This is a genomic window from Shouchella lonarensis, assembly GCF_900096965.1.
Lineage (GTDB): Bacteria > Bacillota > Bacilli > Bacillales > Bacillaceae_D > Shouchella > Shouchella lonarensis.
In genome coordinates, this window is sequence record NZ_FMYM01000002.1 from 158,736 (window position 1) to 184,731 (window position 25,996).

General features: G+C 41.8%; 24 protein-coding genes and 1 pseudogene. 21 read left to right on the forward strand and 4 right to left on the reverse strand.

What is annotated here, in order from left to right; translation table 11 throughout:
- The first annotated feature begins 153 nt into the window (after positions 1-153).
- From BLT29_RS02445 to BLT29_RS02495, 11 genes are all read left to right on the forward strand, one after another.
- The gene (locus BLT29_RS02445; RefSeq protein WP_141769829.1) at positions 154-1,110 is read left to right on the forward strand and encodes a glycosyltransferase family protein; all 957 of its coding nucleotides are present in this window, start codon (positions 154-156) and stop codon (positions 1,108-1,110) included.
- 209 nt (positions 1,111-1,319) lie between these two features.
- Positions 1,320-4,046, forward strand: a complete 2,727-nt coding sequence (locus tag BLT29_RS02450; RefSeq protein ID WP_090774736.1) for a DEAD/DEAH box helicase family protein — start codon at positions 1,320-1,322, stop codon at positions 4,044-4,046.
- Positions 4,047-4,165: 119 nt separating this feature from the next.
- Positions 4,166-4,735 carry an STM3941 family protein gene (locus BLT29_RS02455; RefSeq protein WP_090774737.1) on the forward strand — a complete coding sequence of 190 codons (570 nt, stop codon included), beginning with the start codon at positions 4,166-4,168 and terminating at the stop codon, positions 4,733-4,735.
- A 71-nt stretch (positions 4,736-4,806) separates the two neighbouring features.
- Positions 4,807-5,595 (forward strand): hypothetical protein, encoded by a 789-nt coding sequence (locus tag BLT29_RS02460; protein WP_141769830.1) that lies wholly within the window; start codon positions 4,807-4,809, stop codon positions 5,593-5,595.
- A 36-nt stretch (positions 5,596-5,631) separates the two neighbouring features.
- The gene (locus BLT29_RS02465) at positions 5,632-6,441 is read left to right on the forward strand and encodes a hypothetical protein (RefSeq protein ID WP_090774739.1); all 810 of its coding nucleotides are present in this window, start codon (positions 5,632-5,634) and stop codon (positions 6,439-6,441) included.
- A 202-nt stretch (positions 6,442-6,643) separates the two neighbouring features.
- Positions 6,644-7,690, forward strand: coding sequence for a hypothetical protein (locus tag BLT29_RS02470; RefSeq protein WP_090774740.1), 1,047 nt, complete (start codon positions 6,644-6,646; stop codon positions 7,688-7,690).
- Positions 7,691-8,157: 467 nt separating this feature from the next.
- Entirely contained in the window at positions 8,158-8,766 is a 609-nt protein-coding gene (locus tag BLT29_RS13040; RefSeq protein ID WP_141769831.1) for a hypothetical protein, read from the forward strand.
- 106 nt (positions 8,767-8,872) lie between these two features.
- Positions 8,873-9,808, forward strand: coding sequence for a DUF4064 domain-containing protein (locus BLT29_RS02480; RefSeq protein ID WP_176763761.1), 936 nt, complete (start codon positions 8,873-8,875; stop codon positions 9,806-9,808).
- Between the two features lie 145 nt (positions 9,809-9,953).
- The gene (locus tag BLT29_RS02485) at positions 9,954-10,628 is read left to right on the forward strand and encodes a hypothetical protein (RefSeq protein WP_090774743.1); all 675 of its coding nucleotides are present in this window, start codon (positions 9,954-9,956) and stop codon (positions 10,626-10,628) included.
- Positions 10,629-10,765: 137 nt separating this feature from the next.
- Positions 10,766-11,392 carry a Yip1 family protein gene (locus BLT29_RS02490; RefSeq protein ID WP_176763762.1) on the forward strand — a complete coding sequence of 209 codons (627 nt, stop codon included), beginning with the start codon at positions 10,766-10,768 and terminating at the stop codon, positions 11,390-11,392.
- A gap of 146 nt (positions 11,393-11,538) precedes the next feature.
- A complete protein-coding gene (locus BLT29_RS02495; protein ID WP_090774745.1) occupies positions 11,539-13,047 on the forward strand; it encodes a DUF6612 family protein in 1,509 nt (502 codons plus the stop codon).
- A gap of 118 nt (positions 13,048-13,165) precedes the next feature.
- On the opposite strand, the gene tagH is transcribed toward BLT29_RS02495, so the two are convergent.
- Complete coding sequence (gene tagH, locus BLT29_RS02500) at positions 13,166-14,173, reverse strand: teichoic acids export ABC transporter ATP-binding subunit TagH (protein ID WP_090774746.1); 1,008 nt, start codon at positions 14,171-14,173, stop codon at positions 13,166-13,168.
- Positions 14,174-14,185: 12 nt separating this feature from the next.
- Complete coding sequence (locus BLT29_RS02505) at positions 14,186-14,998, reverse strand: ABC transporter permease (protein ID WP_090774747.1); 813 nt, start codon at positions 14,996-14,998, stop codon at positions 14,186-14,188.
- Between the two features lie 346 nt (positions 14,999-15,344).
- Here BLT29_RS02505 and rfbA point away from each other — a divergent pair, with 346 nt between their 5' ends.
- From rfbA to rfbD, 4 genes are read left to right on the forward strand one after another with little or no spacing between them, the layout of a single operon-like run.
- Positions 15,345-16,217 carry a glucose-1-phosphate thymidylyltransferase RfbA gene (rfbA, locus tag BLT29_RS02510; RefSeq protein WP_090774748.1) on the forward strand — a complete coding sequence of 291 codons (873 nt, stop codon included), beginning with the start codon at positions 15,345-15,347 and terminating at the stop codon, positions 16,215-16,217.
- A 3-nt stretch (positions 16,218-16,220) separates the two neighbouring features.
- Entirely contained in the window at positions 16,221-16,781 is a 561-nt protein-coding gene (rfbC, locus tag BLT29_RS02515) for a dTDP-4-dehydrorhamnose 3,5-epimerase (RefSeq protein WP_090774749.1), read from the forward strand.
- Positions 16,778-17,773, forward strand: coding sequence for a dTDP-glucose 4,6-dehydratase (gene rfbB, locus BLT29_RS02520; protein WP_090774750.1), 996 nt, complete (start codon positions 16,778-16,780; stop codon positions 17,771-17,773). The genes rfbC and rfbB overlap by 4 nt, the downstream gene beginning before the upstream one ends.
- A complete protein-coding gene (rfbD, locus tag BLT29_RS02525) occupies positions 17,770-18,612 on the forward strand; it encodes a dTDP-4-dehydrorhamnose reductase (RefSeq protein ID WP_090774751.1) in 843 nt (280 codons plus the stop codon). Before rfbB ends, rfbD begins: the two co-directional genes overlap by 4 nt.
- A 10-nt stretch (positions 18,613-18,622) precedes the next feature.
- On the opposite strand, the gene BLT29_RS02530 is transcribed toward rfbD, so the two are convergent.
- A complete protein-coding gene (locus tag BLT29_RS02530) occupies positions 18,623-19,297 on the reverse strand; it encodes a hypothetical protein (protein ID WP_090774752.1) in 675 nt (224 codons plus the stop codon).
- A gap of 162 nt (positions 19,298-19,459) precedes the next feature.
- Between BLT29_RS02530 and BLT29_RS02535 the strand changes: the two genes are divergently transcribed.
- The 4 genes from BLT29_RS02535 to BLT29_RS02550 all read left to right on the forward strand — a co-directional run bounded on the left by BLT29_RS02535 (position 19,460) and on the right by BLT29_RS02550 (position 24,475).
- Positions 19,460-21,883, forward strand: coding sequence for a heavy metal translocating P-type ATPase (locus tag BLT29_RS02535; protein WP_090774753.1), 2,424 nt, complete (start codon positions 19,460-19,462; stop codon positions 21,881-21,883).
- Between the two features lie 21 nt (positions 21,884-21,904).
- Positions 21,905-22,723 (forward strand): DUF8832 domain-containing protein, encoded by an 819-nt coding sequence (locus BLT29_RS02540; protein WP_090774754.1) that lies wholly within the window; start codon positions 21,905-21,907, stop codon positions 22,721-22,723.
- A 348-nt stretch (positions 22,724-23,071) separates the two neighbouring features.
- The gene (locus BLT29_RS13245; RefSeq protein WP_176763763.1) at positions 23,072-23,866 is read left to right on the forward strand and encodes an alpha-helical endospore appendage domain-containing protein; all 795 of its coding nucleotides are present in this window, start codon (positions 23,072-23,074) and stop codon (positions 23,864-23,866) included.
- Positions 23,867-23,962: 96 nt separating this feature from the next.
- Positions 23,963-24,475 (forward strand): hypothetical protein, encoded by a 513-nt coding sequence (locus BLT29_RS02550; RefSeq protein WP_090774755.1) that lies wholly within the window; start codon positions 23,963-23,965, stop codon positions 24,473-24,475.
- A 559-nt stretch (positions 24,476-25,034) separates the two neighbouring features.
- Here the strand turns inward: BLT29_RS02550 and BLT29_RS02555 are convergent.
- Positions 25,035-25,364, reverse strand: a complete 330-nt coding sequence (locus BLT29_RS02555) for an SCP2 sterol-binding domain-containing protein (protein ID WP_176763764.1) — start codon at positions 25,362-25,364, stop codon at positions 25,035-25,037.
- A 117-nt stretch (positions 25,365-25,481) separates the two neighbouring features.
- On the opposite strand from BLT29_RS02555, the gene BLT29_RS02560 reads away from it, so the two are divergent.
- Both BLT29_RS02560 and BLT29_RS02565 read left to right on the forward strand, forming a co-directional pair.
- Positions 25,482-25,754 (forward strand): hypothetical protein, encoded by a 273-nt coding sequence (locus BLT29_RS02560; protein WP_090774757.1) that lies wholly within the window; start codon positions 25,482-25,484, stop codon positions 25,752-25,754.
- Between the two features lie 12 nt (positions 25,755-25,766).
- Positions 25,767-25,970: pseudogene (locus tag BLT29_RS02565) on the forward strand (N-acetyltransferase); the annotation flags it as partial.
- Positions 25,971-25,996 lie beyond the last annotated feature (26 nt).

Here is a 25,996-nt window from a genome sequence, read left to right on the forward strand (position 1 = left end):
GCAGTTGTGAGAAACATCAATTCTTTCTCAAATAAAAGCAAGGAAAAGGGTAGTTACTGGGCTGTTTTCACAATCTATCTTTTGGGCGGGGTGTTTGTTTATCTTTATAGCATTCCCAACATCTTTTTTGTGTATATAAGTGATACATGGCGTTTGCTGGCAATTTTACTTTTGTTAAGTTATTTTATTATTAGTGCTGGATTGGCATATCTTGAATATCGATTCTCGAGATATGAACAAATTGGGACGAATTTGTTGGGCGTTATAGCCTGTGCATGGTCACTAGTAGCAATTAATTTATACGGAATCCAAGCGCTAGTTGACCAGCCATTTTATCAAGGAGTGTATATTAACCTTCTGTGGGGACAATTGGCTTTAATTTTATTTGCATGGATTACGTGGGTCCCTGTTCGCACACGTAAACTCGTTGCCCGGGGAGTAACCATTGCTCTGGGAGCATTTCTTTTGTTTCATGGTCTCGGTGTTCTGAATTCGACTAGAGGCTCTGGTTCTGGTATTTATGTGGCTTTGTTCGGTCAGGATGCCGCAGTGGCTCTTATCTTGCCAGGTGTTGCCCTGTTTTTCTCTGGGTTCTGGACACGCTTCGTAATGGGAGTCGGTATAGACTTTGATATTACCGCAGAAGAGCACGAGCGCATGGTTGCAGAGTGGGAAGCACGCAGAGAGGCATCAAAACGAAAAATATCAGAGGAAATGCTGTCAAGTGGCCGTTATTTGGAATATGGTGAGCTAGTTTATCCGATGGATGATTTCGAGACTTATCGCAAAAAGGGATCAAAAACGTATGAACATGCGGTATTTTTATATGTGGAAAACGGTGTTCGTTACTTTAGCCGGATGGATTGTGATCCAGCAAAAGAGATGATTTTGTATCAAGAGAATGGCGAATGGTATTGCAAAACATCTGGAGAGGAGCCAGAGCCAGTGTTGTTGCCGGAGTGGCCGCAAGATAAGACAGAAGAGGAAATGCGCGGTTTTGAAGATGATAAACGTGAGTATTTGGAGCGAGCGATTGTAGATCGTGCAGAAGTCCCACATTTTGTAGAACTGCCAGATGACATTGATGAGTCTAAGATTAAGAGGTATTAATCTTAAACGTGCTTCAAGGGATTGTAAATGCTCTTTCTCCCATACGTAAGTAGTGGTGTAGTCGTGGATAAATCTTCTGCAAATAAGACCAGGGAAGTTTCCTAGGTTTGTAGTTTACCTTTATTTCTTCTTTGTTTCCTGTAGGTTTGTTAATTCACCTTTTATGGATCCAGCATACGCAAAAAGTACTGCTAACGGAGGTAGGTGCAATGAAAAGGTTTCCAAAAGGCATTCGATTTTGTTATCCATGGCGTATGTATCAACAGAGAATTCTAGATGGACTGCAAGAGCATTTAAATAATAATCATCTCCATCTTGTTGCTCCTCCAGGATCAGGTAAAACGGTTTTAGGGTTAGAAGTGATGTTACGAGTGAACAAGCCTACGCTCATACTGGCTCCAACATTAACGATAAAAGATCAATGGGCAAGCCGATTTACAGAGCTGTTCCTTCAAAGTGAGCAACAGCCAGAATGGGTTTCAACGAATATAAAACGACCTGCCTATGTAACCATTACAACTTACCAAGCTTTGCACAGTTTATATCAGTTGCAAAAGAATCGCCAACTGGCAAAAGGTGAGGAACTAAACGGCTTAGAGGAAGAAGAGCTTCACGAACCCGAAGCATATGAGCAAGAAATAGAGAGTGAAGCAGAAGCAAATAACGTGATGCGTCAAATGAAAGAGATTGGATTCGGGACGATTGTCTTAGACGAAGCACATCACTTAAGAACAGCTTGGTGGCAGAGTGCATTGACTTTCCGAAAACAGCTCCATCACCCGACCGTAATCGCACTCACGGCAACGCCGCCTTACGATGTAAGTAGTCAAGAGTGGGATCGGTATATCGAACTGTGCGGTCCCATTGATGCTGAAATTAGTGTACCAGAATTGGTACGTGAAGGTGATCTTTGTCCACACCAAGATTACATTTACTTATCAACACCGCAAGATGAGGAGTCCAAAGCGCTTCAGCAGTTTCATGAAAATGTGACGTTGTTTCATAAGAAGTCCCTGGAAGATGACCGTCTGATTAAATTACTAGAAAACCATCCTTGGCTCGAAGAACCCACTGAACATATTGAGAGCATCTTATCGTCACCATCTTATTATTCAAGTATGATTATCTTTCTAAAGGCTGCTGATCATCCTGCTTGGCAAAATGCACTAGAGGTGTTAGGAATGGAAGGAAATGAAGTTCCTGATTACGATACAGAATGGGCAGAAGACCTTTTGAATGGGATACTGTATAAAGATAGTCTCGTAGATCATGAACGAGAAGAAGTTCAATCATTACGTAAAGAATTGCGACGCATAGGTGCAATTGAAAGAAGAAATATTTACTTACGATCAACCCCAAACTTGAATCGTAGCTTAGTCCATAGTACATCAAAGTTAAACAGCATTGAACGAATATTGGAAGTGGAGCGAGAGATTCTCGATTCAAATTTACGTATGGTGATTTTGACAGATTATATTAGAAGAGAGTCGCTGCCTAAATGTGTAGAAGACCGTCCACCGTTAAAAAAGTTGGGTGTAGCGCCCATCTTCGAGTTAATTCGGAGGAGATATGAGAGTGAAATTCCAGTAGCGATTTTGACGGGATCGTTAGTGATCATCCCCAAATCTGCAGTCCCGTTAACAAATAAATGCGCTGAAGAGAGAGATCTTCAGTTGCATTACACCGATGTTTTATTTGATGAAAACTATGTTGAAGTTCGAGTGAAGGACACAAATAGAGCGATGATCGTTGCCATTATGACTGATGTTTTTACACGCGGAGGTTTGTCCGTCATCATTGGTACAGCCGCACTTCTCGGAGAAGGATGGGATGCACCAGTCATTAATTCATTAATTATGGCTTCCTATGTAGGATCTTTCATGTTATCTAACCAAATGCGTGGTCGAGCGATTCGAGTTGAGAAAGGAAATGAGCAAAAAACAGCATCTATTTGGCATTTGGCGTGTGTTGATCCGGCACAATTTAACGGTGGAGGGGATATCTCTTCATTGAAGAGACGATTTCGTTCATTAATCGGGTTATCTACCGAGAAAGACACAGTTGAGTCTGGTATTTCACGCATGAACATAGAGTCAGGCGGTTACACCAAGGAGCAAGTCCAAGCGAAAAATGCATATACCTTTGGTCAAGTAAGAAACCGCCATTTATTGAGTAAAAGATGGAATCAAGCAATTTCGGTCGTTGAAGAAGGCATGACAGAGGAGTTACAAGTACCACAATCTCGTGTGCCAAAGCAATTTGTGTTTCAGAGGACGATTAGGTCTCTGTTTGTCGTTGGTATTGTTACATTGCTAGCTATTTTCTATGAGATAATCAATGGTGGCGTTTATCTGATCAGATCCAAAGAACAGCTTCTGGTTGCTTTCATATTAGGCGTTGTACTAGGTCTCATATATGCGGGGCCAAAGTTATGGAAAGCTGTATATTTAAAAGTTCGTCATCAGACGTTGGAGTCTCAGCTACATGATGTAGGAAAAGTGATCTATACTACCTTGTACGAAATGGAGCTTGTTAAGCCAGAACCTCACCACCATCGGATAAAAACGGAAGATGATTCACTTGATGGACGTGTTGTTTGTTGGATGCGAGGCGGTACGACATATGAAAAGAAAACATTTTTGAACGCGATACAGCAATTCTTAGACCCAATTGAAAATCCAAGGTATTTATTGTACCGTGAAGGAAAGGCCTTTAGGAACGTAAAAAAGGTAGATTATTATGCTATCCCAGATGAGATTGGTCGTCGGAAAGAATTCGCACAATTGTTCTTGAAGAATTGGGAGAAAGTTATTGGGCCGGCGGAACTGATTTATACACGGAACACGGAAGGGAGGAAAGCATTGGTGACGGCAAGGATGAAAGCCATGTCTGCAGCTTTTATAAAACCTTCAGAGAGATTGAGTGCATGGCGATAGAGTGTGTAACTCGTGTTTTGTTTAATTTGATTGACCAAAGCATTGCTAATTCTTTATGTTAGTACGAGTATGAAGCGCTTTTTTAAAATAAATCTAGTCAGAAAGAGGAGGAACCACACATGAGTAACACAAGCCAAACGAACACGACCAAAGACAGCATGATTATTTACCCAGGAAAAGGACGAACGTTGTTGTTTTTGATTCTATCAATAGGGTTTCTAGCTGGATTGGTGTGGGCAGTTTTCAATCGCGAGTCTATTGAAGAAGGCGCAATGGGAATTACAACAGCCACTGCACCGTTGATACCAGTAATTGCAGCGATAGGCATCCCATTCTTCAGCATTTGCACCGGATATTTAGTGTATCGCCTTATCAAACCAAAGCCGTCCCTTCGCATTGATAAGGAAGGGATTTACGAGAATGCTTCTCTTGCCGGTGTCGGACTGATCCGGTGGGACGAGATTGAGCGAATCGGAATGTATTCATTGGTGGGACAAAAAATGATTGGGATTGTTCCAAAGGATTTTGATACATTTCTTCAACGACAAAATGGTGTAAAACGTGCTTTCTCAAGTATGAATAAGAAAAAAGAGATTCCTATCAGCATTCCTCAAGGTGCAAGTGATGTCCCGTTAGAGTCAGTTTTAGCGTTTGTCGAACAGTTTATTGATAAAGAGAAAATTGGTTAGGCATGGTCAGGGCACATTTATGTGTGCCCGTATATATTTTTGAACGTAAGAAACGAGTGGAGGGATGGGCGATGATTGAAGAGAAACAAGTATTCTCGCTATCGACAGAAGAACTAAGTGTGTCGATGATGTTATGTGGCTATGAGCAGGCGGCAGCGGATGCGTTGAAGAACACGCGCGAATGGGAAAGTGACGAGCAGCTACAAGACATTGTTGGAGAGGCAGAATTGTCATTACGGCGTCGCGGCTATCAAAATGAGCAAGGTGAACTCGTTCACGGACTCGAAAGTTTGGTTCACTTGTTGATGAGATCCGAGAAAAAAGTGCGTTGTTTACATGATAAAAAGGTGATGATTTTACATGACATGGGTTCTCGAAAAGCACTCGTGCAAAAATGCGAAGATGGCATGCATCACTTTGATCATATTGATTTGACAAGCAATAAACAGGGCGAGAAAATAGTGCAAGGTTTTTACCAATTTCCATCAGAAGAACCGATAGAGATGGAACCGTTTATGATGTCGAGTGAGATGTTTCAGGATTTTTCAGTCGCAAAGACGGAAAAACAAATTGACGATCTCCTTTCTGAAGGAGAACACCCTCCAGCGATGCAATCATTTATGAAAGATTTTGTGGCTAGTGGGTGTTTCTTAGATAACATGTCATTGATCAAGTCTGATATCATTACAGATGAGAACCAGATGCCAGAGATTCATTTATTTTTACCATCAAAATCATTTATTTGGTATATCGACTATACGGAAGTAGATACACAAGGTAAGGTATATTTCTATCCTACAAACTCAGCCGGATTGATTGAAATGATCATGACGCGGATGAGCATGTGGTTTGGACATTAAAAGAATAAGCGGCTATGGTTATTGGAGGGGTGTATGATGAATAAAATAGTGAATTTGTTACAAGAAAAGCAGATCGCCTTATCTACAGATGAATTTATTGGCGCACTCGCATTGTGTGGTTATGAAGAAGTGGCACATGAGGCTTCATTGCTTAAGCGAGATATGACAGAGGAACAAATGAAGTCTTTCTCTCACCATACTGAAAGATTATTAAAGCATCGTGGTTACTTAGATGAAACCCTTGAAACGCAACTAATCCCAGAAGTAGAGAACTTGATTCATGCCGTGATGAAGGCACCGAAAAAGGTTCGCTGTGTGTATGGACAGTACGCATTAGTGTTTCATCACTTAGAAAACGGGGGTATGATTGTTCAACGTTTTGAAGGGATGGATCACATTTTCACACTCGTGAAGAGTAACTTTAATTATGTAGAGCATTTGATTGACTTTTATGGTGTACCTAAAGAAGAGCCAACCGAAGGCATTGCCCCTTTTACACTCGAAAGAGAGTTGTTTGATTTTATGGGCACATATACAGATGAAGAAATGGACGCGATTTGTGCGGATGAGGATCATCCAATATTTTTCCGCACCTTTTTGAAAGATTTCCAAGAGCGCCATGCGATCATTGATTCTATCACGTTTATGTTTGGGCAAGAAGGGGATGAAGAGCAACAGCGCGATGAGCCGGTCTACCTCTTTTTAAAAGGAAAGGCGTGTGTATGGGTGTTTGATTATAGCTTTGTGACGGAGAAAGATGAGATTGATGTATACCCTGCGGATATGAAGGAATATATGAAGCTGCTTACGGAGGAAGAGTTGCCGGCTTGGTTGGGACACAATTAGTAGAGCATATACATTTTGAAGGCGGCGATCTTTGTAAAAGGGTCGTCACCTTGCCATGCAATCATACGAAGATGTTCTCGAAGCCGCGCATGGGATTATGAACTCGATCGTGGGCGGTGGCGTGACGATGAACGAGGAAGGAGCAAAAGATGTAGGAACATCTATAAAGAATAGACAGCCGTAGTGATAGGGGCGAGGCATTATGAAAGAAAAACTGAGTCGACTTCATACATGGTACACATCTGGTGAAGGATATGTGCATTGTGGACCAGAATCGATTCGTCATTTGTATATTATATTGTTGCGTTTTGGTGTGTTTGTGTATATTTTAAGTGCCATGAATATTTTTTACGATAATTTGAACGAAGACTTTAGGTTTTTAGGGATACTGGCATTTTTAGGTTATTTTATGGTGGGCTCATTGATTATTCATATAGGCTGGCGCTTTTTAAATAGATTGACTGCATATATTGTGGTAAACGCATTTGTCGTTCTATGGACAGTGTTAGCTGCGTCTCTATTTGCGTTACAATTGGCCGCGGGTCATCTGATGTTACAAGTGGTGTATATCGTTGTTATTACCGTTCAACTGACTTGTTTATTTTTAGTGCTCTTAAAAAATAATTCGGAACCAATTGTAGTAAATAAAATTTTCAAAGGTTATGCTGTAATGAGTTCGTTGCTTTTAGCTTATGTATTCATTCCTGCTATCGTAAATAGTGTTATGCAAGGGAAGCACTGGAAAGATCCAGATTATATAAATTGGAATGAAACAATGTTTGGAAAAGAAATGGCTGATGTTTTAGCAGGTCCTCAGGTGGCCATTTCATGCTCCACGATAGTCATTGGTATTTTAACATGGGCGATCATCAAGCTATCGCAAAAGTGGAAAGCAGTTGATGAAAGTACAAATACCCCGGTTCCCGGCTATTTACTATATCATGCTGGAGTTATGGCTTCAAAACAGAAAAGAAAATGGGGTTATCTTGCAAAAGGAAGTAAAGATTTCCCAGATCCAGTAACTTTTCTGCGTGAAGAAGGAGGGGTGCGCTATTTTAAAAGAAAAGTGATTCATGGTACCGATGAAGAGTTTGCGGTTTATAAAGGAGAAGAGACGGAAGCGGGTATTTTTCTTTGTGAAGTAGTAGGGAGTGGTCATGCACCTGAATATGTGAAAGTGTTGTATGGTGGGAAGAAAGGGAAGTGGCGCCCATACGAATTTGAAGAGATTAAACAAATGGAGGTGTAACTGTGGAAAAGCCCAATCCTCATTCAACTACCAATAAAAACGAGGTAGAGAGTAGCTATCTTTTTGAATACATTTTTTACTTGTGTTTTTTTGGGTTCTTTGTTCATATATACAGTATCGCAAATATCTTTTTTGTTTATATCGATGATACGTGGAGATTAATTTCTATTGTTGTATGGGAGAGCTATTTTATCGCAAATGTTATCGTCACATATGCGCTCCGTTCTTTCCCAGATAACGGGGTTGTGCAAAGTTATTTGCTTATTTTCACTGCAGGTTTATGGTCCCTAGCGGCGATCCACCTATATGGAATTCAACAATTAGAAAATTACTCTTACTATCAAAATATCTATATTGCGTTTGCTTTGGTTCAACTATGTGGTGTTTTGTTTTGTTCAATAAAATGGTTGTCGTCGCATATCCGTACGATTTGTGTGTTTTTAGTGTTCCTCATTTTAGGGGGCGGCTTGATATATTGGCTTTTTAATTGTGTTGTCGAGCAGGCATTCCCTTATCTAATGTGGCCCGGTATAGCGCTCTTTTTCTCTGGGTTTTTGTCACTATTTATGATGATAACCTTCGATACCCATTCTTTAGAGGGGCAGGAAAACAAAGAAGAAAACAAAGAAGAAAACAAAGAAGAAAAGAAAGAAGAAAAGAAAGACAAGACAGAAGAGGTCGTTTCAAATAGGAGCGGCAGGGAATATGGTATATTATGTTACCCGGCAGAGGGAGGAAGAACATCGTACCTTCCATACGGTGAAAAAACTTTTGAAGAGGTCGCGTTCTTATACGTAGAAAGAGGTGTCCGTTATTTTTGTCGGATGAACATGAGTCCAGAAAAAGAAATGACGATGTATAAAGAGAATGGGGAGTGGTATTGTCAAACATCAGGACAAGAACCTATCCGAGTTTTGTTACAGTTACGGCATCCGGAAAAGGAATGGCATGGATTTGAAATTAATAAGCGCGAGTATTTAAAGAGAGCCATTCAATATCGTTTGGAAGTGCCACATTTTGTGACGCTAACAAATGATAGTGATATCGATGAGTCTGTTATCTGTAGGCGCGAATAATCTATTATGTCAAGGTGAATGGTCAATAGTTATTGGATGATGTGACGAGGTCAGTCGGTGATGAGACTGACGGTATAAACAGTTAACAGAAAAAGGAATGGTCAACATGAAGCGAACAGTAGAAATGACTCTCGGTATTATTGGTTTTTCATTGTCTTTTGTAAGTGCATTATTTTTCACACTCATGATTTGGGGAGGTAGTGAGTCTGATGAAGCTGGATTTACCTTAGTATTAGCTAGTACTTCTTTAGTAGGATCTTTGATCGCAGCAGTCGCAGGGATTGTGGCTATTGCAATGCTACATGCTAAGCCAAAGGCGTCAGGCATTATTTTTTTAAGCAGTGCAATCGTGTATATGTTTCTAGCAAATGTGTTTCTTGTTTTTGTTCTACCACTTATACCAGTAATACTATATTTTATTGCCGGTATAATGTCGATTGTACGAAAACAGCCCATAAACGAGAACAAGCACTTTATACCGGAGAATACAAATGAACAGGATAAAAGTTATGCACAGGCGGGGTCGGCTGTAGGAAATGATTGTTTTGAACAAACGACCTTGAATATGCACGAGCCGCCTTCTTCATACGAAGAAGCTAGTCGATTGTATGTGGGGAAGAAGTATGATTATTACACAAAAAAGTGGGATCAAAAAGGAAAGAACAGTAATCGGAAATATAGTTTCAATGTTGCTGGATTCTTTGGTACATACTTATGGGCAGCGGGAAGAGGTATGTATTGGCCTACTGCGATTGTTATTATCCTAGTATGTTTAGATAATATCCTAGAAGCATGGACAGGATTTTCGGCATTAATAGATCTACGTCTTATGGGTACGCCAGTCATGGCGGTGTTCGGGTTATTGGGGAACCATTTTTATCATAAGTCCATGCAAAAAAAGGTGGAAGCGATGATGACTGAAGGGAGAGTGCGTCAAGACTTTATAAATATGGGAAGCTTTCGTTGGTGGCGTTTCTTCCTATCTTTAGCTGTAGCGACACTTTGTTCTATTGCGAGTGCTTTCTTGACCGGCGTAGTGTAGGATAGCTGCTTAAAACGTTGATCACGTTGATTTTGAATCCCCAGGAAGCAATAGATGCTGTAGGACCATAAAAACGAAATCTGATCATTGTAATCAGTTTACAGTGTGCACCATTAAGGTGACACAACCAAAAAGGAGTGGCAAGATGACGATTTTTAAGTTTTTATTCGGGAAACCGATAGTGGAGCATAAGGTGTACATTTTTATATACATCATGGTGTCTCTTATGTACGTTGGATTTGGTACGCTGTTTGTGGCATCAGGTTTCCCAAGGCATTTTATCTTAACGTGGGCGCTTGGATTTCCCATTTTTATTAGAATCGAGCATGCGATTGCCAAGATGGTTTATCGTGGTTGGGTGAATGCATCGAAGAGCCGCTTCAATGTAAAAACAATCGGGGGCGTGTTGGGAGCGGCGTTTCTTAATATGGTAGTCTTTGTGCCGTTTATTTTGTACGCTTCCTATTACGCGCCTAATGGCTATTTTGTGATGAACTTGAAGCAGAGCCAAATTGGCAGCACCTATGAATTGTCTGTAGGCATGTTGCGCGGGGAGTATGAAACCGATTTCTACATGGGTGTTCACCCTAATCAAGATCCGAACGCCGTTGTACAATCACAATATGAAGCATTCGTTGGAGAAGGTTCTTTTCTTGTTGAGTTATACAGTAAGAAAAACGGTGATGTAGTATGGACAAAAGAAATTGACCATAACGTCCGAGGTACGATAGAGATTCCAGCAATTGAGGGGACATATTATTTTAGATTAATTGCTGAGGGGCCGGCGAAAGATGTAAAGTTTAGGGTTAGGATGGAATAGGTTTCCATATGTTTTTGATGATCAGTGCCTAAAAGGTATCTTTCCAATGAGATTTCATGTAAAATAGTGGCGTATCATGTATAAAATTGGGACTAGGGAGAGAAGAAAATGAAAAAGATTATGGAAGGATGTTTTTAATGAACACATGGTTAAACATATGGGTACGCCCGCGCCAAGTGATGAAGCAAGAGTTGGAGAAAGCAAGGATTGAAGAGCGTAGGTGGCAACTTTTCTGGATCGCTTTTGCGAGTTCTGCATTAGTATTTTTTGTTGATTATGATGAGATGTTTATTCCCGAGTATAGGTATATTATGATATCTACATTAATTTCAGGTCTTGTGGGCGCCTTGTTTTGGATATTTGTGATTCCGTGGGTATATAAATGGGTTGGTTCATGGCTTGGAGGAAAAGGTAGCGTAGTAGATTTACGAATTGCTGTTGTGAACAGTTATAACAAGCCGATGTTAATTGTATCTGCTTTGTGTGTACCGTTTATTCTCGTGATAGGAGAAAAATACTTTTTACATCCTCTTTCACCTGTTGCATTAGAAGTTACGTACACACCAATGGAAATGATCGTCGCTTTGTTAATAGGGATCATTAATATAGTAGGATTGGTGTGGTCCATCGTAATCAATTTACATGGCATTGGTGAAGCGCACCAGTTTTCTGCTTGGAAGTCGTTGTTGATGTGTGTCATTGTGTTTGCGTTTGTTTTGGTGCTCGTATTAGCAATTGGGTTGCCGCTCGGTTTTTTTAGATAGTATATAGTGGGTGGCAAGAGCCCCGCATATTGAATTAAATCTGACTCTCGTTAAAAATATCTGTATCTTCCCTTCTAATTTTAACGAGAATCATGTAAAATAATGTAGAAGTGTATACATAAGATGACGAAAGGGAGAGTGAAATGATGAAATTAAGAAAGATGATGACCGCATCACTTGCAGTGGCGTCTTTAATAGCGCTTACGGCGTGTGGTGAGAAGGAGCCGGAAGAAGTTGTGAGGGAAGCAAAGAAAGCGATGTCTGAAGTGAAAGGCAGTGAGGTTGAAACGGAATTAAAGATAAAAATTGAAGCGGACGGTTACGAGGAAACAGAGGATGCAACATATGAAGCTAAATCGACGGAAAAACGCTCTCATGACCCACTCATAATGCACCGCGAGCTAACGTTGTATGAAGATGGTGAGGAAGTCCAGCCTGGCGAGCAATATGTGGATGAGGAAGGAGAAATGTATGCGCTTGTCCATGATAATTGGATGGTCGGAAGCTGGAATATTAAAGATGATGATCCGATTTTCTCTCTTACTGGGAGCTATGTGAATGGTGATCATGTCGTCACGCTTTTTCAAGAAGCGCTTGACGAACTCAAAGAAGATGAAGTCGGTTATGCGTATGAAGATGGTATGCATGTGTTGACATTAGATGCTGTTCATAAGAAATTTGACATCGATCCTAAAAACTATGAAGAAGAGCTACCTTTTATTGCAATGGGTACTGTAGACAGAATTGAAGAATATGATGTGGTTGCGAAGATCAATGGCAAAACATCGTTACTTGAAGAGGTTACGATTCAGTTAGACTTTGAGACAATAGAAAACTATGACCAACCGATTTCAGCGACATTAAAAGCAAATTTAAAGTCGGTTGATGATGTAGTTATTGCTATTCCTGAAGAAGTGCAAAATGCAAAAGACGGTATGGCTGATACAATCCTCTCGTTATCAAAAGAGGCGATGGCGAGTGTAGAAGGGCTCAATATTGACACAGACTTCTCAATCCAAACCGATATTGACGGCGCGAAAGAGACATCAGGGATGAATATGGGGTTCAATAGTAGCGGGAGAGCAACCGAGGAACGAGCGCCTTATTCGAAGGCTATGCAGCGAGAAGTAGAAGTTGAATTAGCGGGCGAATCGTTTGCTGGGGATCAATATGTTACTGAAAGTGGTAATGTGTATATGCTGGATGAGGAATCGAACGAATGGTTATTATTAGCCCAAATGGGTGAGGGAAATGAAGGTCAGATGGCTAATCGTGACGTTGTCTATCTGGACGAGGAATTTGTATTGGAATTATTGTTACAAATGGCAGATGATGTGGAGTATGACGATCATGGTCGGAGTAACTATGGTTTGAGCCTCTACAACCCACACGAACTTTCAGCAGAAATGGGAGAAGCTTTTCAAAAAGTCATTGATCCCGGCGCAACGGTGGAGGCTTCTAGGCTGTCTGTATCTGTGAATAGTGAGACATTCCTTCCAGAATCAGTGCGTATTTCCGTTGACTGGTCAGGTAGAGAGGAAGGGCTTGATTATGTTGCTCAGATGTCCGCTAGTAGTTATATCTCTGCTCTTCCTGAAGCCGTGAAAGTAGACATCCCACAAGAATTGTTAGAGGCGGAAGGCGCAGATTTGTAGAAGGAACATTTAAGAAAGACGCAAGCCTTATGCGATTGATGTCATGATGTAAGCTTAAGAGGCTTGAGTTCTATAGAAATAGACTCAAGCCTCTTAAACGTTGCTCACGATTATTTGCTTAACGTCGCGAACCGTTCTCCAATTGACTCGTTTCAACGTCTTTGTTTTGTTTTGTGTCCTGATCATTGTTCTCACCTAAAGCCGCCATAAGCGAAGGAACAACCAAAAAGTAACTGGCGACTAAAAAAGCGGTCAAACACACTCCAAGTTGTCCCCAGAAAACAAGAGAAGATTTATTTTTCTTATGTTGTGCGACCGCAGGGGCGTCTTCAAAAATTGCTCGTTCCTCACGTAGCTGTTGTTTATGGGTATCCTTTTCCTCTTTTGACAGCTGATTAAACCATTTAATATAGTCTTCATATTCTTTTACGACAGCAGTTTTCTCCCCAAAAGAACGTACTTCTCCATTATGAAGCCATAGCACACGGTCAGAGATGTTTTTAATTTCACCGATAGAGTGGCTAATAAAGATAATTGTCTTATTCTGTGCTTTAAATTCGTCTATTTTGTCACGGCATTTTTGATAGAAGGTTCTATCACCGACAGACAGTGCTTCATCAACGATCAAAATATCTGGATTCGTGTGCGCAGAGATTGCAAAACCAAGGCGAGACTTCATCCCTGAAGAATAGCTTTTGACAGGTTGGTCGATGAAATCACCGATGTCAGCAAAAGCAGCAATTTTTGGGATGAGTTCGGTAATGCCTTTTTTACTAAAACCGTGCATTAAGCATTTTAACTCAATGTTGTCATAACCACTTAAATTGTTGTTTAAGCCAACATTAATAGCGATAAGCGATGTTTCCCCGTGAATATTCATTTCACCGGTGGTGGGTGGAATCACACTTGCTAAAATATTTGAGATGGTCGATTTTCCCGAGCCATTAATGCCCACAACACCAATAGTTTCTCCCTCAAAAATGTCGAGAGAAACGTTTTTTAAAGCATAAAAGTCTCTTTGATCTTTAAGTTTTTTAGGTGTAAACATCGTCTTGAGCTTTTCTGCGTTCGTCCGGTACAGCGTATATTTTTTAGAAACGTTTCTGAGTTGAACCTTTGTTTTCATGAAGACACTTCCTTATAAATAGTCCACAAAACTATTTTTGAATTTCAAATGAACATGGGTGCCGATAAAAGCGAGCACAAGGATGCCTGTCCAAAAGAAGGCCATATATGAGAGGTCAGAAAAAAACCAAGCGCGGCCAATAAAAGTATCACGAAACCCCTCTAGAAGATAGAAGAAAGGGTTTAAATGTAAGAATGGCAATAACCATTCAGCCTTCTCAGCCATCGTAGTCGGCACCCAAATGATCGGTGTTAAAAAAAACAGCATCCGCATTCCTGCCTCTAACAACTGATAATAATCACGAACAACCGTCGAGAGTGTTGCGCTCAGAAGTGAAAAGACGTATAAGAAAGCATAGAGACAGAGTAAATAATAAGGTAGTTGTAATAAATACCAACCAGAAAAGATTGAATAGATGCCAAGGAAAATAGCGAGTATGGCTAGCATGACAACAAAGCTAAGAGAATTACCGACAATGACAATGGATGGTAATACACTGACAGGGAATTTCATTTTAGAAACCATCCATATTTTCCGATGGATGCTGTTTGCCCCTTGTAAGATCGTTGGTCTAAGAAAAAACCACGGAATGAATCCGCATAAGAACCAAATAAAGTACGGCGTACCATCAATTGGTTGACCACCACGAATACCTAGACCAAAAATAATGAAAAACACGCTTGCTTGCATGACTGGATTAAAAAATTGCCACAAGCCACCTAAATAGTGCATTTGGAATTTACTCCGTTGCTCAAACACAGCAAGTCGGAAAATCAAGTGTCTGTACGTGTATTGTTCTTTCAGTAGTTGTAATATTGCTCGCATCTGATTAAGGCTCCTCACAAAAAAATCGTTCAGATGTCATTATAGCATTTTTTTTCGCGCTGTGCATGGAGAGATTTTTTACGGATGAAACAGTGTGGTTTATCCTTACTTTGTTTAAGCGGCATTTTAGTCGTCTACATGCTCGCCTCACTTGTTGTATATCGCAAGCATGGAGTGGCTTAATAGCAAGATTTTTTAGACTTATAAAGACAGTGCCTTGTGATCACGAGGCACTTGTCGCGGTTTGGATGTGTAAAAAAGGAAAAGATTTTATTACGTGGGCATACACTTCGTAGTGAAACAGAAAATACGTAATAAAGTCTATCTTAGAAAGGTGTGGATTGTCATGCGTGGGATCATTTTAGCGGGCGGGTATGGTACACGGCTTTATCCGCTAACGGAAGTGACGTCAAAGCACTTGCTCCCCGTGTACGACAAACCGCTCATTTATTACCCATTATCGGTGTTAATGCTTGCTGGGATTACAGATATTCTCATTATTTCTACGCCGGCGCATATGCATCAGTATGAGCAAGTGTTAGGAGACGGCAAGAAGTTAGGAATTAAATTGCATTATATGAAGCAAGAAAAACCAGAGGGAATTGCGCAAGCCTTTTTGCTTGCCGAATCATTTATTGGTTCAGAAGATGTGGGGCTCATTCTAGGTGACAATATTTTTTACGGTCAAGGATTACCAAGAATGATCAAGCAAGCCATTAATGATCATCAAGGGGCAACTTTGTTTTGTTATGAGGTAAATGACCCGGCGCGCTTTGGCGTGCTTACTTTTTCTAATGATGGATCGGTACAGGCGATTGATGAAAAACCAGCATACCCAAACTCAAACTGGGCGGTAACGGGGCTGTATATATATGATGCAGACGTTGTACAAATGGCAAAGACATTGACACCTTCAGCTCGGGGGGAGCTTGAAATAACGGATATTAACAATGCTTATTTGCGAGATGGTCGCTTGCGTGTCGTAAAGATTGGGCGAGGCAGTGCTTGGTTTGATACAGGCACACCACAATCGATGCTTTCAGCGGCAGTTTTCATGGAGATGATTGAGCAGCGTCAATGTGTGAAAGTGGGCTGTATTGAGGAAGTTGCATTTCGGATGGGATATATTTCAAAAGCTGAATTACTAAAGTTAGCTGAACCCCTCAAAGATCGTGTATATGGCCAGTATTTGTTGCGTGTAGCGACCGAGGAGGCATAGACGTTGAAAAAAACAACGTTGCCGCTTTGTGATGTACTTTTATTGACACCAAAAGTGCATCGGGATGAGCGTGGCGCATTTGTAGAAACCTATCATCGAGAACAATTTGTTTCGTTAGGAGTGACAGCGCATTTCATTCAAGATAACCAATCCTGTTCAAAAATCGCCGGGACGTTGCGCGGGCTCCATTATCAATTGCCACCATATAGTCAAACAAAAGTGGTTCGTTGTGTGTATGGGGAAGTGTATGATGTTGTTGTTGACATTCGACCATCCTCTCCAACATATGGAAATTGGGTTGGCGTAAATCTTTGTGCCAAAGTTGGACAACAAATCGTTGTGCCAAAAGGGTGTGCGCATGGATTTTGTACGCTGACAGATGGTGCGATTGTGGCTTACAAAGTCGACCAGCCGTATGCGCCAGCGTATGAGCGAGGGATTCGTTGGAATGATACGTCACTTGCAATAGACTGGCCTGATCATACGCCAACTTTATCAGAAAAAGATCGTGCGCTTCCTTCATTTATAGAGGCGGCAAAAGAATTTGGGGGTGAACATGAGTGAAATTATTAGTGACAGGTGGAGCAGGATTTATTGGACGCAATTTTATTCATTATATGATGGCGCGTTATCCTGAAAAAAGCATTGTCAATGTTGACAAGTTGACGTATGCGGGGAGTGGAGATCCGTTTGTCGGTGTTGACAATCCAAACTATACGTTTGTGAATGCGGATGTGTGTGATCGTGAGGCGATCGAAGCGCTCGTGGCGTCACATCAGATTGAAGCCATTGTACATTTTGCAGCAGAGACACATGTCGATCGGAGTATTATGACACCAAATATTTTTGTGAAGACAAACATTGAAGGGACGCAAGTATTGTTAGATGTGGCTAAGGCATATGGAGTACAACGGTATGTACAAGTATCAACGGATGAAGTATATGGGACACTTGGGGAGACAGGGATATTTACAGAGGATACCCCACTCGCACCGAACAGTCCGTATGCGGCGAGTAAAGCTAGCGCTGACTTACTTGTACGGGCGTACTATGAAACGTATGGGCTTAATGCGAGCATTACGCGATGTGGCAATAATTATGGACCGTATCAGTTCCCAGAGAAATTAATTCCACTCATGATTGTGCATGCATTGACGGGACGATCGCTCCCCATTTATGGTGATGGGGCGTATGTGCGTGATTGGATTCATGTAGAAGACCATTGCGCGGCAATTGACCTCGTGTTACATGAGGGAAAAAAAGGTGAAGTGTACAACATTGGTGGACATGAAGAACGGACGAACAATGACATTGTCAAGCAAATTGTTAATGCACTACGTGTATCTCCTTCGCTCATTCGATATGTGGGTGATAGACCGGGACATGACCGGCGTTATGCAGTCGATGCGACAAAGTTAAAAAGTACACTCGGGTGGCGACCGAAATACACATTTGAAGAAGGGTTGGCACAGACAATGACATGGTATCAAACACACCGTGATTGGTGGGAGCGATTACATGTGGAGGAAGTCGGACCGTCATGTGATTGGCAATGAAGGTCGTTATAACGGGTGCGGGTGGACAACTCGGACTAGAAATGATTGCTGTATTTCGTGCAGCGGAGATAGAGGTGTGTGGCTATCCGCGGGAAGTGCTTGATATTACCGATGAACAACAAGTTCGCACTGTGTTTTTTCGCGAACGTCCGAATGTCATTATTCATTGTGCGGCTTATACGCATGTGGATGATGCCGAAAAAAATGCGGCGCGCGCTTTTCTTGTAAATGAGATGGGGACGCGCTACATAGCAAAAGCAGCGGAAGCATTACAGGCAAAGCTCGTTTATATGAGCACGGACTTTGTATTCAATGGCAAGTTGACAAGACCGTTGGTTGAGGAAGACAAACCAGATCCACAAAACGTATATGGACAATCAAAACTAGCTGGAGAGGTCATGGTACACGCGTGTCACTCTCGCTTTTTTATTGTGCGGACATCATGGTTGTTTGGGCGTTTTGGGAGTAACTTTGTAAAAACGATGTTGCGTACGATGAGAACGGAACAGACGTTACATGTAGTAACGGATCAAATTGGTTCGCCTAGCTACACGCTAGATGTGGCGGAAATGGTGTTACGGCTTGTAAAGACGGAGTATTACGGTGTTTATCATCTTTCAAACCACGGCGCATGTACCAAATATGCGTTTTGTGAGGAGATGTTTAAAAACATAAGGGGAAACGTAGTGATTCGTGCGTGCACAAAAACACAATGGCCGATTGTTACAGTTCGGCCAGCTTATACGGCTTTTGCCCATGAGGCATTGCGAAAACGTGGATTTCCGAAGATGAGAAGTTGGCAAGCAGCATTGCAACATTTTTTAGCGGAGGAAATGTAGTGCCCCTCCGCTATGATGGTTGTTGGTGCTGTTCAAATTGGTATGCACGTGTGAATGATGTCGGGATACGCTTTTCCCCATTCATTCGATAAAGCGTATATTGTTGTAGCGCATGATTCTTTTCGATTTCAAATAAATGGATGGCGTCCCTCAACGTTTCCGCGCGATGTGAGCGAAAATATTGTTCGAATTTTTGCAGTGCATAGGAATGCAAGTAGCACGTGGGAAGGGTTGTATTTGCAAGTAGTGCCGCTCGAGTTTGCGCTTCATCCTGTTCTGCTTGCATTTGTGCACTTAGAGCTGCAGCAATTTTTTCTTGATAGTGTTGATGTTTACACCAGAAATGGTTCGCAAAGTGGAGGACGAGAAAATAAAGTGCCAACGGTAACATGACAAAAATGAGCAACAACATGATGAGGTTGTATGGAAAAATATTACGAGAAAGCATTTGGAACAAAGCAATGAGCTGTTTCCCGAGCAAGCCATGGAATAAAAAGAGGTATGGAATGATGACAAGGGCAAAGAGCCCATTCATATGTTTTATTTGGTACAAGCGTCGTAGTGGACCCGCTTGTTTTTGCGCTGCGGTGTTTGTGGCTTTCATCCTTGTTTTGGTACATTCTTCGACTGTTTGAACAAAAGGACGTATGTGCAAAATATGGTCGAGCCATTTTTTTTGTGGCATGTCCATTCCTACCTTTCGTAAGCAATGTTTAATGATACATATGACGTAAGGATAGAAGTTAGAAGTGGAAGATGACGAATAAAAATGCAATACTTGATATACCTTATAGGGGTATGATATAGTGATGGTAGATCAAGAAGTGAGAAGCTGGAGGTGGAAAATATGTCTGTGCCGGAGAAAGAAGCTACTTTTTCGATTACAGGGATGACTTGTGCTGCTTGTGCAACGCGAATTGAAAAAGGATTAAATAAAATGGATGGTGTCAAGCAAGCGACAGTCAATCTTGCGACGGAAAAAGCAACAGTTGTTTATGATGAGGGCGAAGTGACATCTCATGACATTCAAGGAAAAGTAGGAAAGCTTGGTTACGGTGTACGAAAAGAAACGGTCACCTTTGCGATTGAGGGGATGACTTGTTCGGCATGTGCGACTAGAATCGAGAAGCGCTTAAAAAAAGTGCCAGGGGTAGCAACAGCAAATGTGAATTTTTCAGTCGCCCAAGCAACTGTATCTTATGAAGGAAGTCAAGTTTCCGTGGATGCGTTTATCGACGCTGTTGAACAACTTGGTTATAAAGCGGTGCTATCACAAGACCGTACTTTGCGTCAACAAGACAGGGATGAAGAGAGCGCAGAGCAGTTTTCAATGTTTTTGTTCTCGGCGATTTTAACGTTGCCGCTTTTATGGACGATGGTGACCCATTTTACGTGGACACGTACGTTGTATATCCCGGATATGTTTATGAATCCGTGGGTGCAACTTGCATTGGCAACACCTGTTCAATTTTTTGTAGGCGCGCAATTTTACCGTGGTGCTTACAAGGCATTGCGCCATAAAGGGGCTAACATGGATGTCCTTATTGCGCTTGGGACAACAGTTGCCTATGTCTATAGCATCTTCCTTGGTTGGGAATGGTATCAAGCGGGGCAAATCGGGATGCCAGCATTGTACTTTGAAGCTGCGGCAGTCATTATTACACTCATTGTACTTGGAAAATGGTTTGAAGCGCGGGCAAAAGGTCGTACAGGTAAAGCAATTGAAGCGTTGTTAAATTTGCAACCGAAAACAGCACGGGTACATCGCAATGGTCAGGAACTTGAAGTCCCTATTGAGGAAGTCGTTGTAGGGGATGAGGTTGTCATTCGTCCGGGTGAGAAAATACCCGTTGATGGTGAAGTCATAGCCGGTTATTCTGCTGTCGATGAATCAATGATTACGGGTGAGTCACTCCCGATACAAAAAGAAACGGGTGATGCACTCATCGGTGCGACCGTCAATAAGAACGGGCAACTGACGATGAAAGCGACGAAAATTGGCGAAGAAACAGCACTTGCGCAAATTGTCAAGGTCGTTGAAGAAGCACAAGGGTCTAAAGCTAATATTCAACGCATTGCAGACCGGGTATCTGGTGTGTTTGTCCCTGTTGTTGTGGCGCTTGCGTGTATCACATTTCTCGTTTGGTATATGTTGATTGAACCGGGAGATGTGCGCTCGGCGCTTGTCCCATTTATTACAATGCTTGTCATTGCGTGTCCGTGTGCGTTAGGACTAGCGACACCGACATCGATTATGGCTGGTTCAGGTCGCGCAGCAGAGTTTGGGGTCCTTTTCAAAGGTGGAGAGTTTTTAGAACAGACGCGCCTTGTTGATACAGTTGTTTTAGATAAAACAGGCACGGTCACAAAAGGGGAGCCAAGTGTCACCGATGTCATTCCACTCAGATCTTTCGAAGTTCCAGCGCTGCTACAACTGGTTGCTTCTGCAGAACAAGCATCGGAGCACCCACTTGCACAGGCAATTGTTGCAAAAGCACAAGAAGAGGAGATGTCATTACAACCGGTGACGGGTTTTCAAGCCATACCAGGTTACGGGATAGAAGCGCATGTGAACGGTCAGATGGTGTACGTTGGTACGAGAAAGTTGATGGAACAACATGGGATGGATGTAGAAATATTTGCAGCAAAAATGTCTTCACTCGAGGAGCAAGGGAAGACAGCGATGCTCATAGGTGTAGACGGAGAACTGGCCGGGATAATTGCGGTGGCAGATACAGTAAAAGAAACGTCTGCGGCAGCTGTTGCAGCGATGCAGGCGTGTGGTCTTCATGTTGTCATGTTAACGGGTGATAATGAGCGAACCGCACAGGCGATTGCAGCAGAAGTAGGCATTACCGAAGTGATTGCGGAAGTTTTACCGGCGCAAAAGAGTGATGAAATTGTGAAGCTCCAACAAGCAGGAAAAAAAGTGGCGATGGTTGGAGATGGCATTAATGACGCACCTGCGCTCGCGCAAGCAGACGTCGGTATGGCGATGGGTACTGGTACAGATATCGCGATTGAGGCAGCTGACATCACCTTTATGCGCGGAGATTTGCTGAGTGTACTTGATGCGTTTTCGATGAGTGAGAAAACGATGCGTAACATCAAACAAAATTTATTCTTTGCGTTCTTTTATAACACGTTGGCATTACCGATCGCAGCGCTGGGATTACTGGCACCATGGATGGCGGGAGCAGCAATGGCCTTCAGTTCTGTATCTGTCGTGTTAAATGCTTTGCGTTTACAACGTGTGAAGGCAGCCAAATAAAGTTAAGAAGGAGGAGAAAAGATGATAAAGAGGCGTGTGTTGATAGGTCTTGCGTATGTCGCATTGGTCGTCATCTTGTATGGGATCATAACAGGTACCCATCCATTTGCTGGTGGTATGCATGAAGAAGACCATAAAGAGAAGGATCATGATCAGCACCAATTTGAGGAAGGGAAGAAACATGATGAACATGCGTCAAATGACGAGAAAGAAGTATTTGAAACTGTATCTTATGAGGATGATGTTCTTCACATTTCATTGGCGGATCATGATGGCAAGCAACCTGAGCTGTTAGAAACACATGAAAAAAAGATGCACGTAATTGTGGTAAGTCGTGATTTACAGCAATTTCATCACGTTCATCCTGAAAAAGATGGTGCAGGTGATTACAACGTTTCCTTGGCACTAGATGACGGTTTTTACCGGGCTTTTGTCGATATCAAGCCAAAAGGGAAAATGTATAAACCAACAGCGAATGATTTACATGTTGGTAGCAATCATACCTCCAAAGAGGCACAGCTAGTGGCAACAGAACAGTTTGAGCAAGAGATAAAAGGAAAACGTGTCACGTTAGAGGTTGCTCATGCTAGCGTTGGAAAGACTACTTTACTTGATTTTAACTTACACGGAGAGACAGTTGTGCCTTATTTAGGTGCACTCGGGCATGTCGTCATGCTGGATGAAGCAGCAGAAACGTTGATTCATGTTCATCCAACGTCTGATCAAACACCCGTGTTTGAAACACATTTTTCACAACCAGGGTTATATAAATTATGGGCGGAGTTTCAGTTTGAAGATGTCGGTGTTGTTGCATTTCCTTATGTCATCGAAGTAAAGTGAGGGAAAAATATGATGAAAGCGTGTGCCGTCGCGTCGGTATATGCTTTCATTTTTTTAAAGCAATATTGTTTGGCATAGTGTACGATTTGGTGAAATGGGTGGTCATCTTTTTGCGCATTTGTCATATGATTAAAAGATATTAAAAACTGGTGTGTGTCGTGAAGGATGTGGGGAAGCGCAAACAAGATAGATGGGAATAAATGTGGTCGGTTATTCATACACATGGGATAAATCCGTCTACTGTGACGAGGTATTAAATCGTTAAAAAATTTTACCACACGTATATAAGTGCATTCCGTAAGACTAAAAATATTTGAAATGACACTTCTGAAGGAAAGGGGGCGCGGCATGTCTCTTCCTAGTATTCCTAACATCACTCCTTGTATTTCCTTGACTCGAGAAGAAACCATCGATTTGCTCCTATCCTCCATTGCAATGGAGGAAATGGGTTTATCACATATTTTGAACGCTGAGGGGGAAAAGTTACAGCGCTTTTTGGAAATGGATTGTCTAAAATTAAAAGACTTTATGGAGATAAATAAAAGTGTAAATAGCACCTTGAAAACGATTATTAAATCCCAAATATTATTGCAATCGAAGCTGGAAGAAACCATTTACTTGGATTCCTTATCTAGACCGAAATGTGAGCCAGATTGTTTTCATGATTGTTCAGATCAAGGGCAACATGATGGTTGTGATTGTGCCTGTTGTCAAGGGCGTGCTGGGTGCCAAGAGTGTAAGCAAGAAGACGTATATCCAGAAAGAGATTGTGACCATGGAGAGTGTGATCATGGAAAATGCCATGAAAATGACCATTGTCATGAATGTAAAGGTGACCCGACAAATAACGAAGACCACGAACAACAAGCGTACAGTGAGGATAGCGAGCACGAGGAAACACACATTTGTGACCAATGTGGCGGTTACAAAAAAGTCGTGGAGCAATATAAGCATGAAGAGGTGTCGATTTGCGACAAGTGTGGTGGGCGCCGCGTAGACAAGGACCCATGTGATGAGGAAGTAATTTGTCAGCAATGTGGCGGGAGACGTGTGAATGGTGAGGAACATGCTGCTCAATCAGAAGTATGTCGTGAGGATGACCATTGTCCAACATGTGGTGGTGTGCACCAAAGAGGACGTTAGCCATGTGAAGGACGAGATCGAGAGGAGATGAGAAAGAATCGAGATGAGAGCCAGCCGCTCCAACGAGTTATTGGTCGGTTCATGGGGGGATGGGTAATGGAGACAGTTCATACAAAGGTTTTTACGCAGTCCCTTTTTGATCAGTATTTGTATTATATTGAACAACATTGCTGCACATTGTATGAGATATTAAGCCGATCTACATCCGCAAAGGCGCAGAAATCTCGATCAACACAATTAGACGTAGAGAAAGACATCTATGAGTCCCTATTTTTATTTCAATGGATTTTGTATCATTTAGAACAACTAAAATTGAGTGAAGAGATGATCCAAAATACTACGTGCAATGTTGAGGGTGAAGAAACCATTCGTATGAAACAAAACATTGTCCGCATCTTGACAGAAATTAAGCAATGTGTCGGTCATAGAGGGTCTAATCGCATCTTAAAAAAGGTCCAGCTTTGTATTCACTATATATTGTGTCAAGAGGTGTTATACGTAGAAAGGCGAGAGTATACAAAACGTATGAACACATATAACCATGTAAAGACAGCGTGGTTAAATCGAGGCATGTTAAATCCGTATTCATATCATGAGGCAAAAGGGTGAGACACAGTTCTTGGTAAAAAGAGAAATGTGTTTATATGCCCTTTTTGTTGTGGAAAAAGCTTTCATGTTAGACAAGCTTTATAATGGTGAAGCGCCTGTTTATTGCTGCTCATAGGGGGTTGCCCACACAAGGGCGTACATGTTGTCATAAGATAATGTAGCCTGACTAGGTATGATATGGGTATAGGGAGGGTTGTATAATGAGTCATCAATGTCGATCGGCGTGTACATGTGTCAAACAATGCTGTGTTGTAAAGACAAAGACAATCGAACGTTATACATGTTGTTGTAAAAGTACATCGTCTATTTGCCCCCCGAAAAAGTGTTGTCCAAAACCATGCTGCCCGAAACCGTGCTGCAAAAAAAGTTGTTGTCCACCGAAACGTTGCCAATGTTTGAAGTGCCATGTTTGTTCAGACAAATGGAAGGAAAATGATTTCTTTGCAAACGTTCCAAAGAAGTGTGGGCAGTCCACATGTAAGTGTTGTTAAAGAGTTGGTGATCAATTGTAGTAAATGAAATGGCCCCCTACAAGACTTCATCGTAGGGGATCATTGTTTTATGCCGTATAATGTTTCACAATTTCATGGAGTTTCAGAGCATGGCGAACTTCACCATCAATTTTTAATTTGCCTGTCATATAAGCCATTGTTGGATTCCAATTGCCTTCTAGTAGCTTATGTAGGTTTGCTTCACTCATTCTCAGTGTACAAGCGTCTTCATTTGGTGCTGGCGCTGCCTCGACAGTGACATGTCCCTCTGAAAATGTCACACCGTAAGTACCAGCAGCGGATAAGTCAAATTGATAGTTGCGTGTGAATGACGCAATTTTTTCTGGATTAGCCGTCATTTTCTCTGCAAGTGCCTGTAATTTATCCATTGTTGTCATCATAAATCCCCCCTAAAATGAATCGTTATTCATTTATTGTAACGCACTTAGACGCTAGTTGGAAGTAGAATTTTTAAAGTAGTGGACGGTATAATAAACTAGAGAGGAGCGGTACATATGGTGGAAGACAAAAAAGTAGTGATTCGTCTAGCGAAAAAAGCGGATTATCCAACGATTGTTGCTGCACATGAGGCCATTTATCAAGATGAGTATGGTTTTGATCAAACGTTTGTTTCATTTGTGGAACGTAGCTTACATGAAGCAAGTGAGGACGATTATATTTGGCTTGCAACGGATGAGCATGAGGATTTTCTAGGTTCGATTGCAGTGTATCGTGTGGATGAACAAAATGCGCAGCTGCGTTTTTTTCTCGTCCGTCCAAGTGGATGAGGAAAAGGGTTAGGACGTGCACTCATGGACATAGCGTGTGATCATGCCAAGGCAGCCCGATATGTGTCGTTGATGTTGTGGACAAACGCGCAATTAGTAGCAGCGAGAGCGCTGTATGATGCTTACAATTTTAAAATGATAGAGACGAAGCGGTCGTTTCTTTCTCAACAGTGGGTGAAGGAAGAAAAGTGGGTGCGCTGTTTGAAGGATATATAAAAGCTGACCTTGTGTCCGATTAGGGA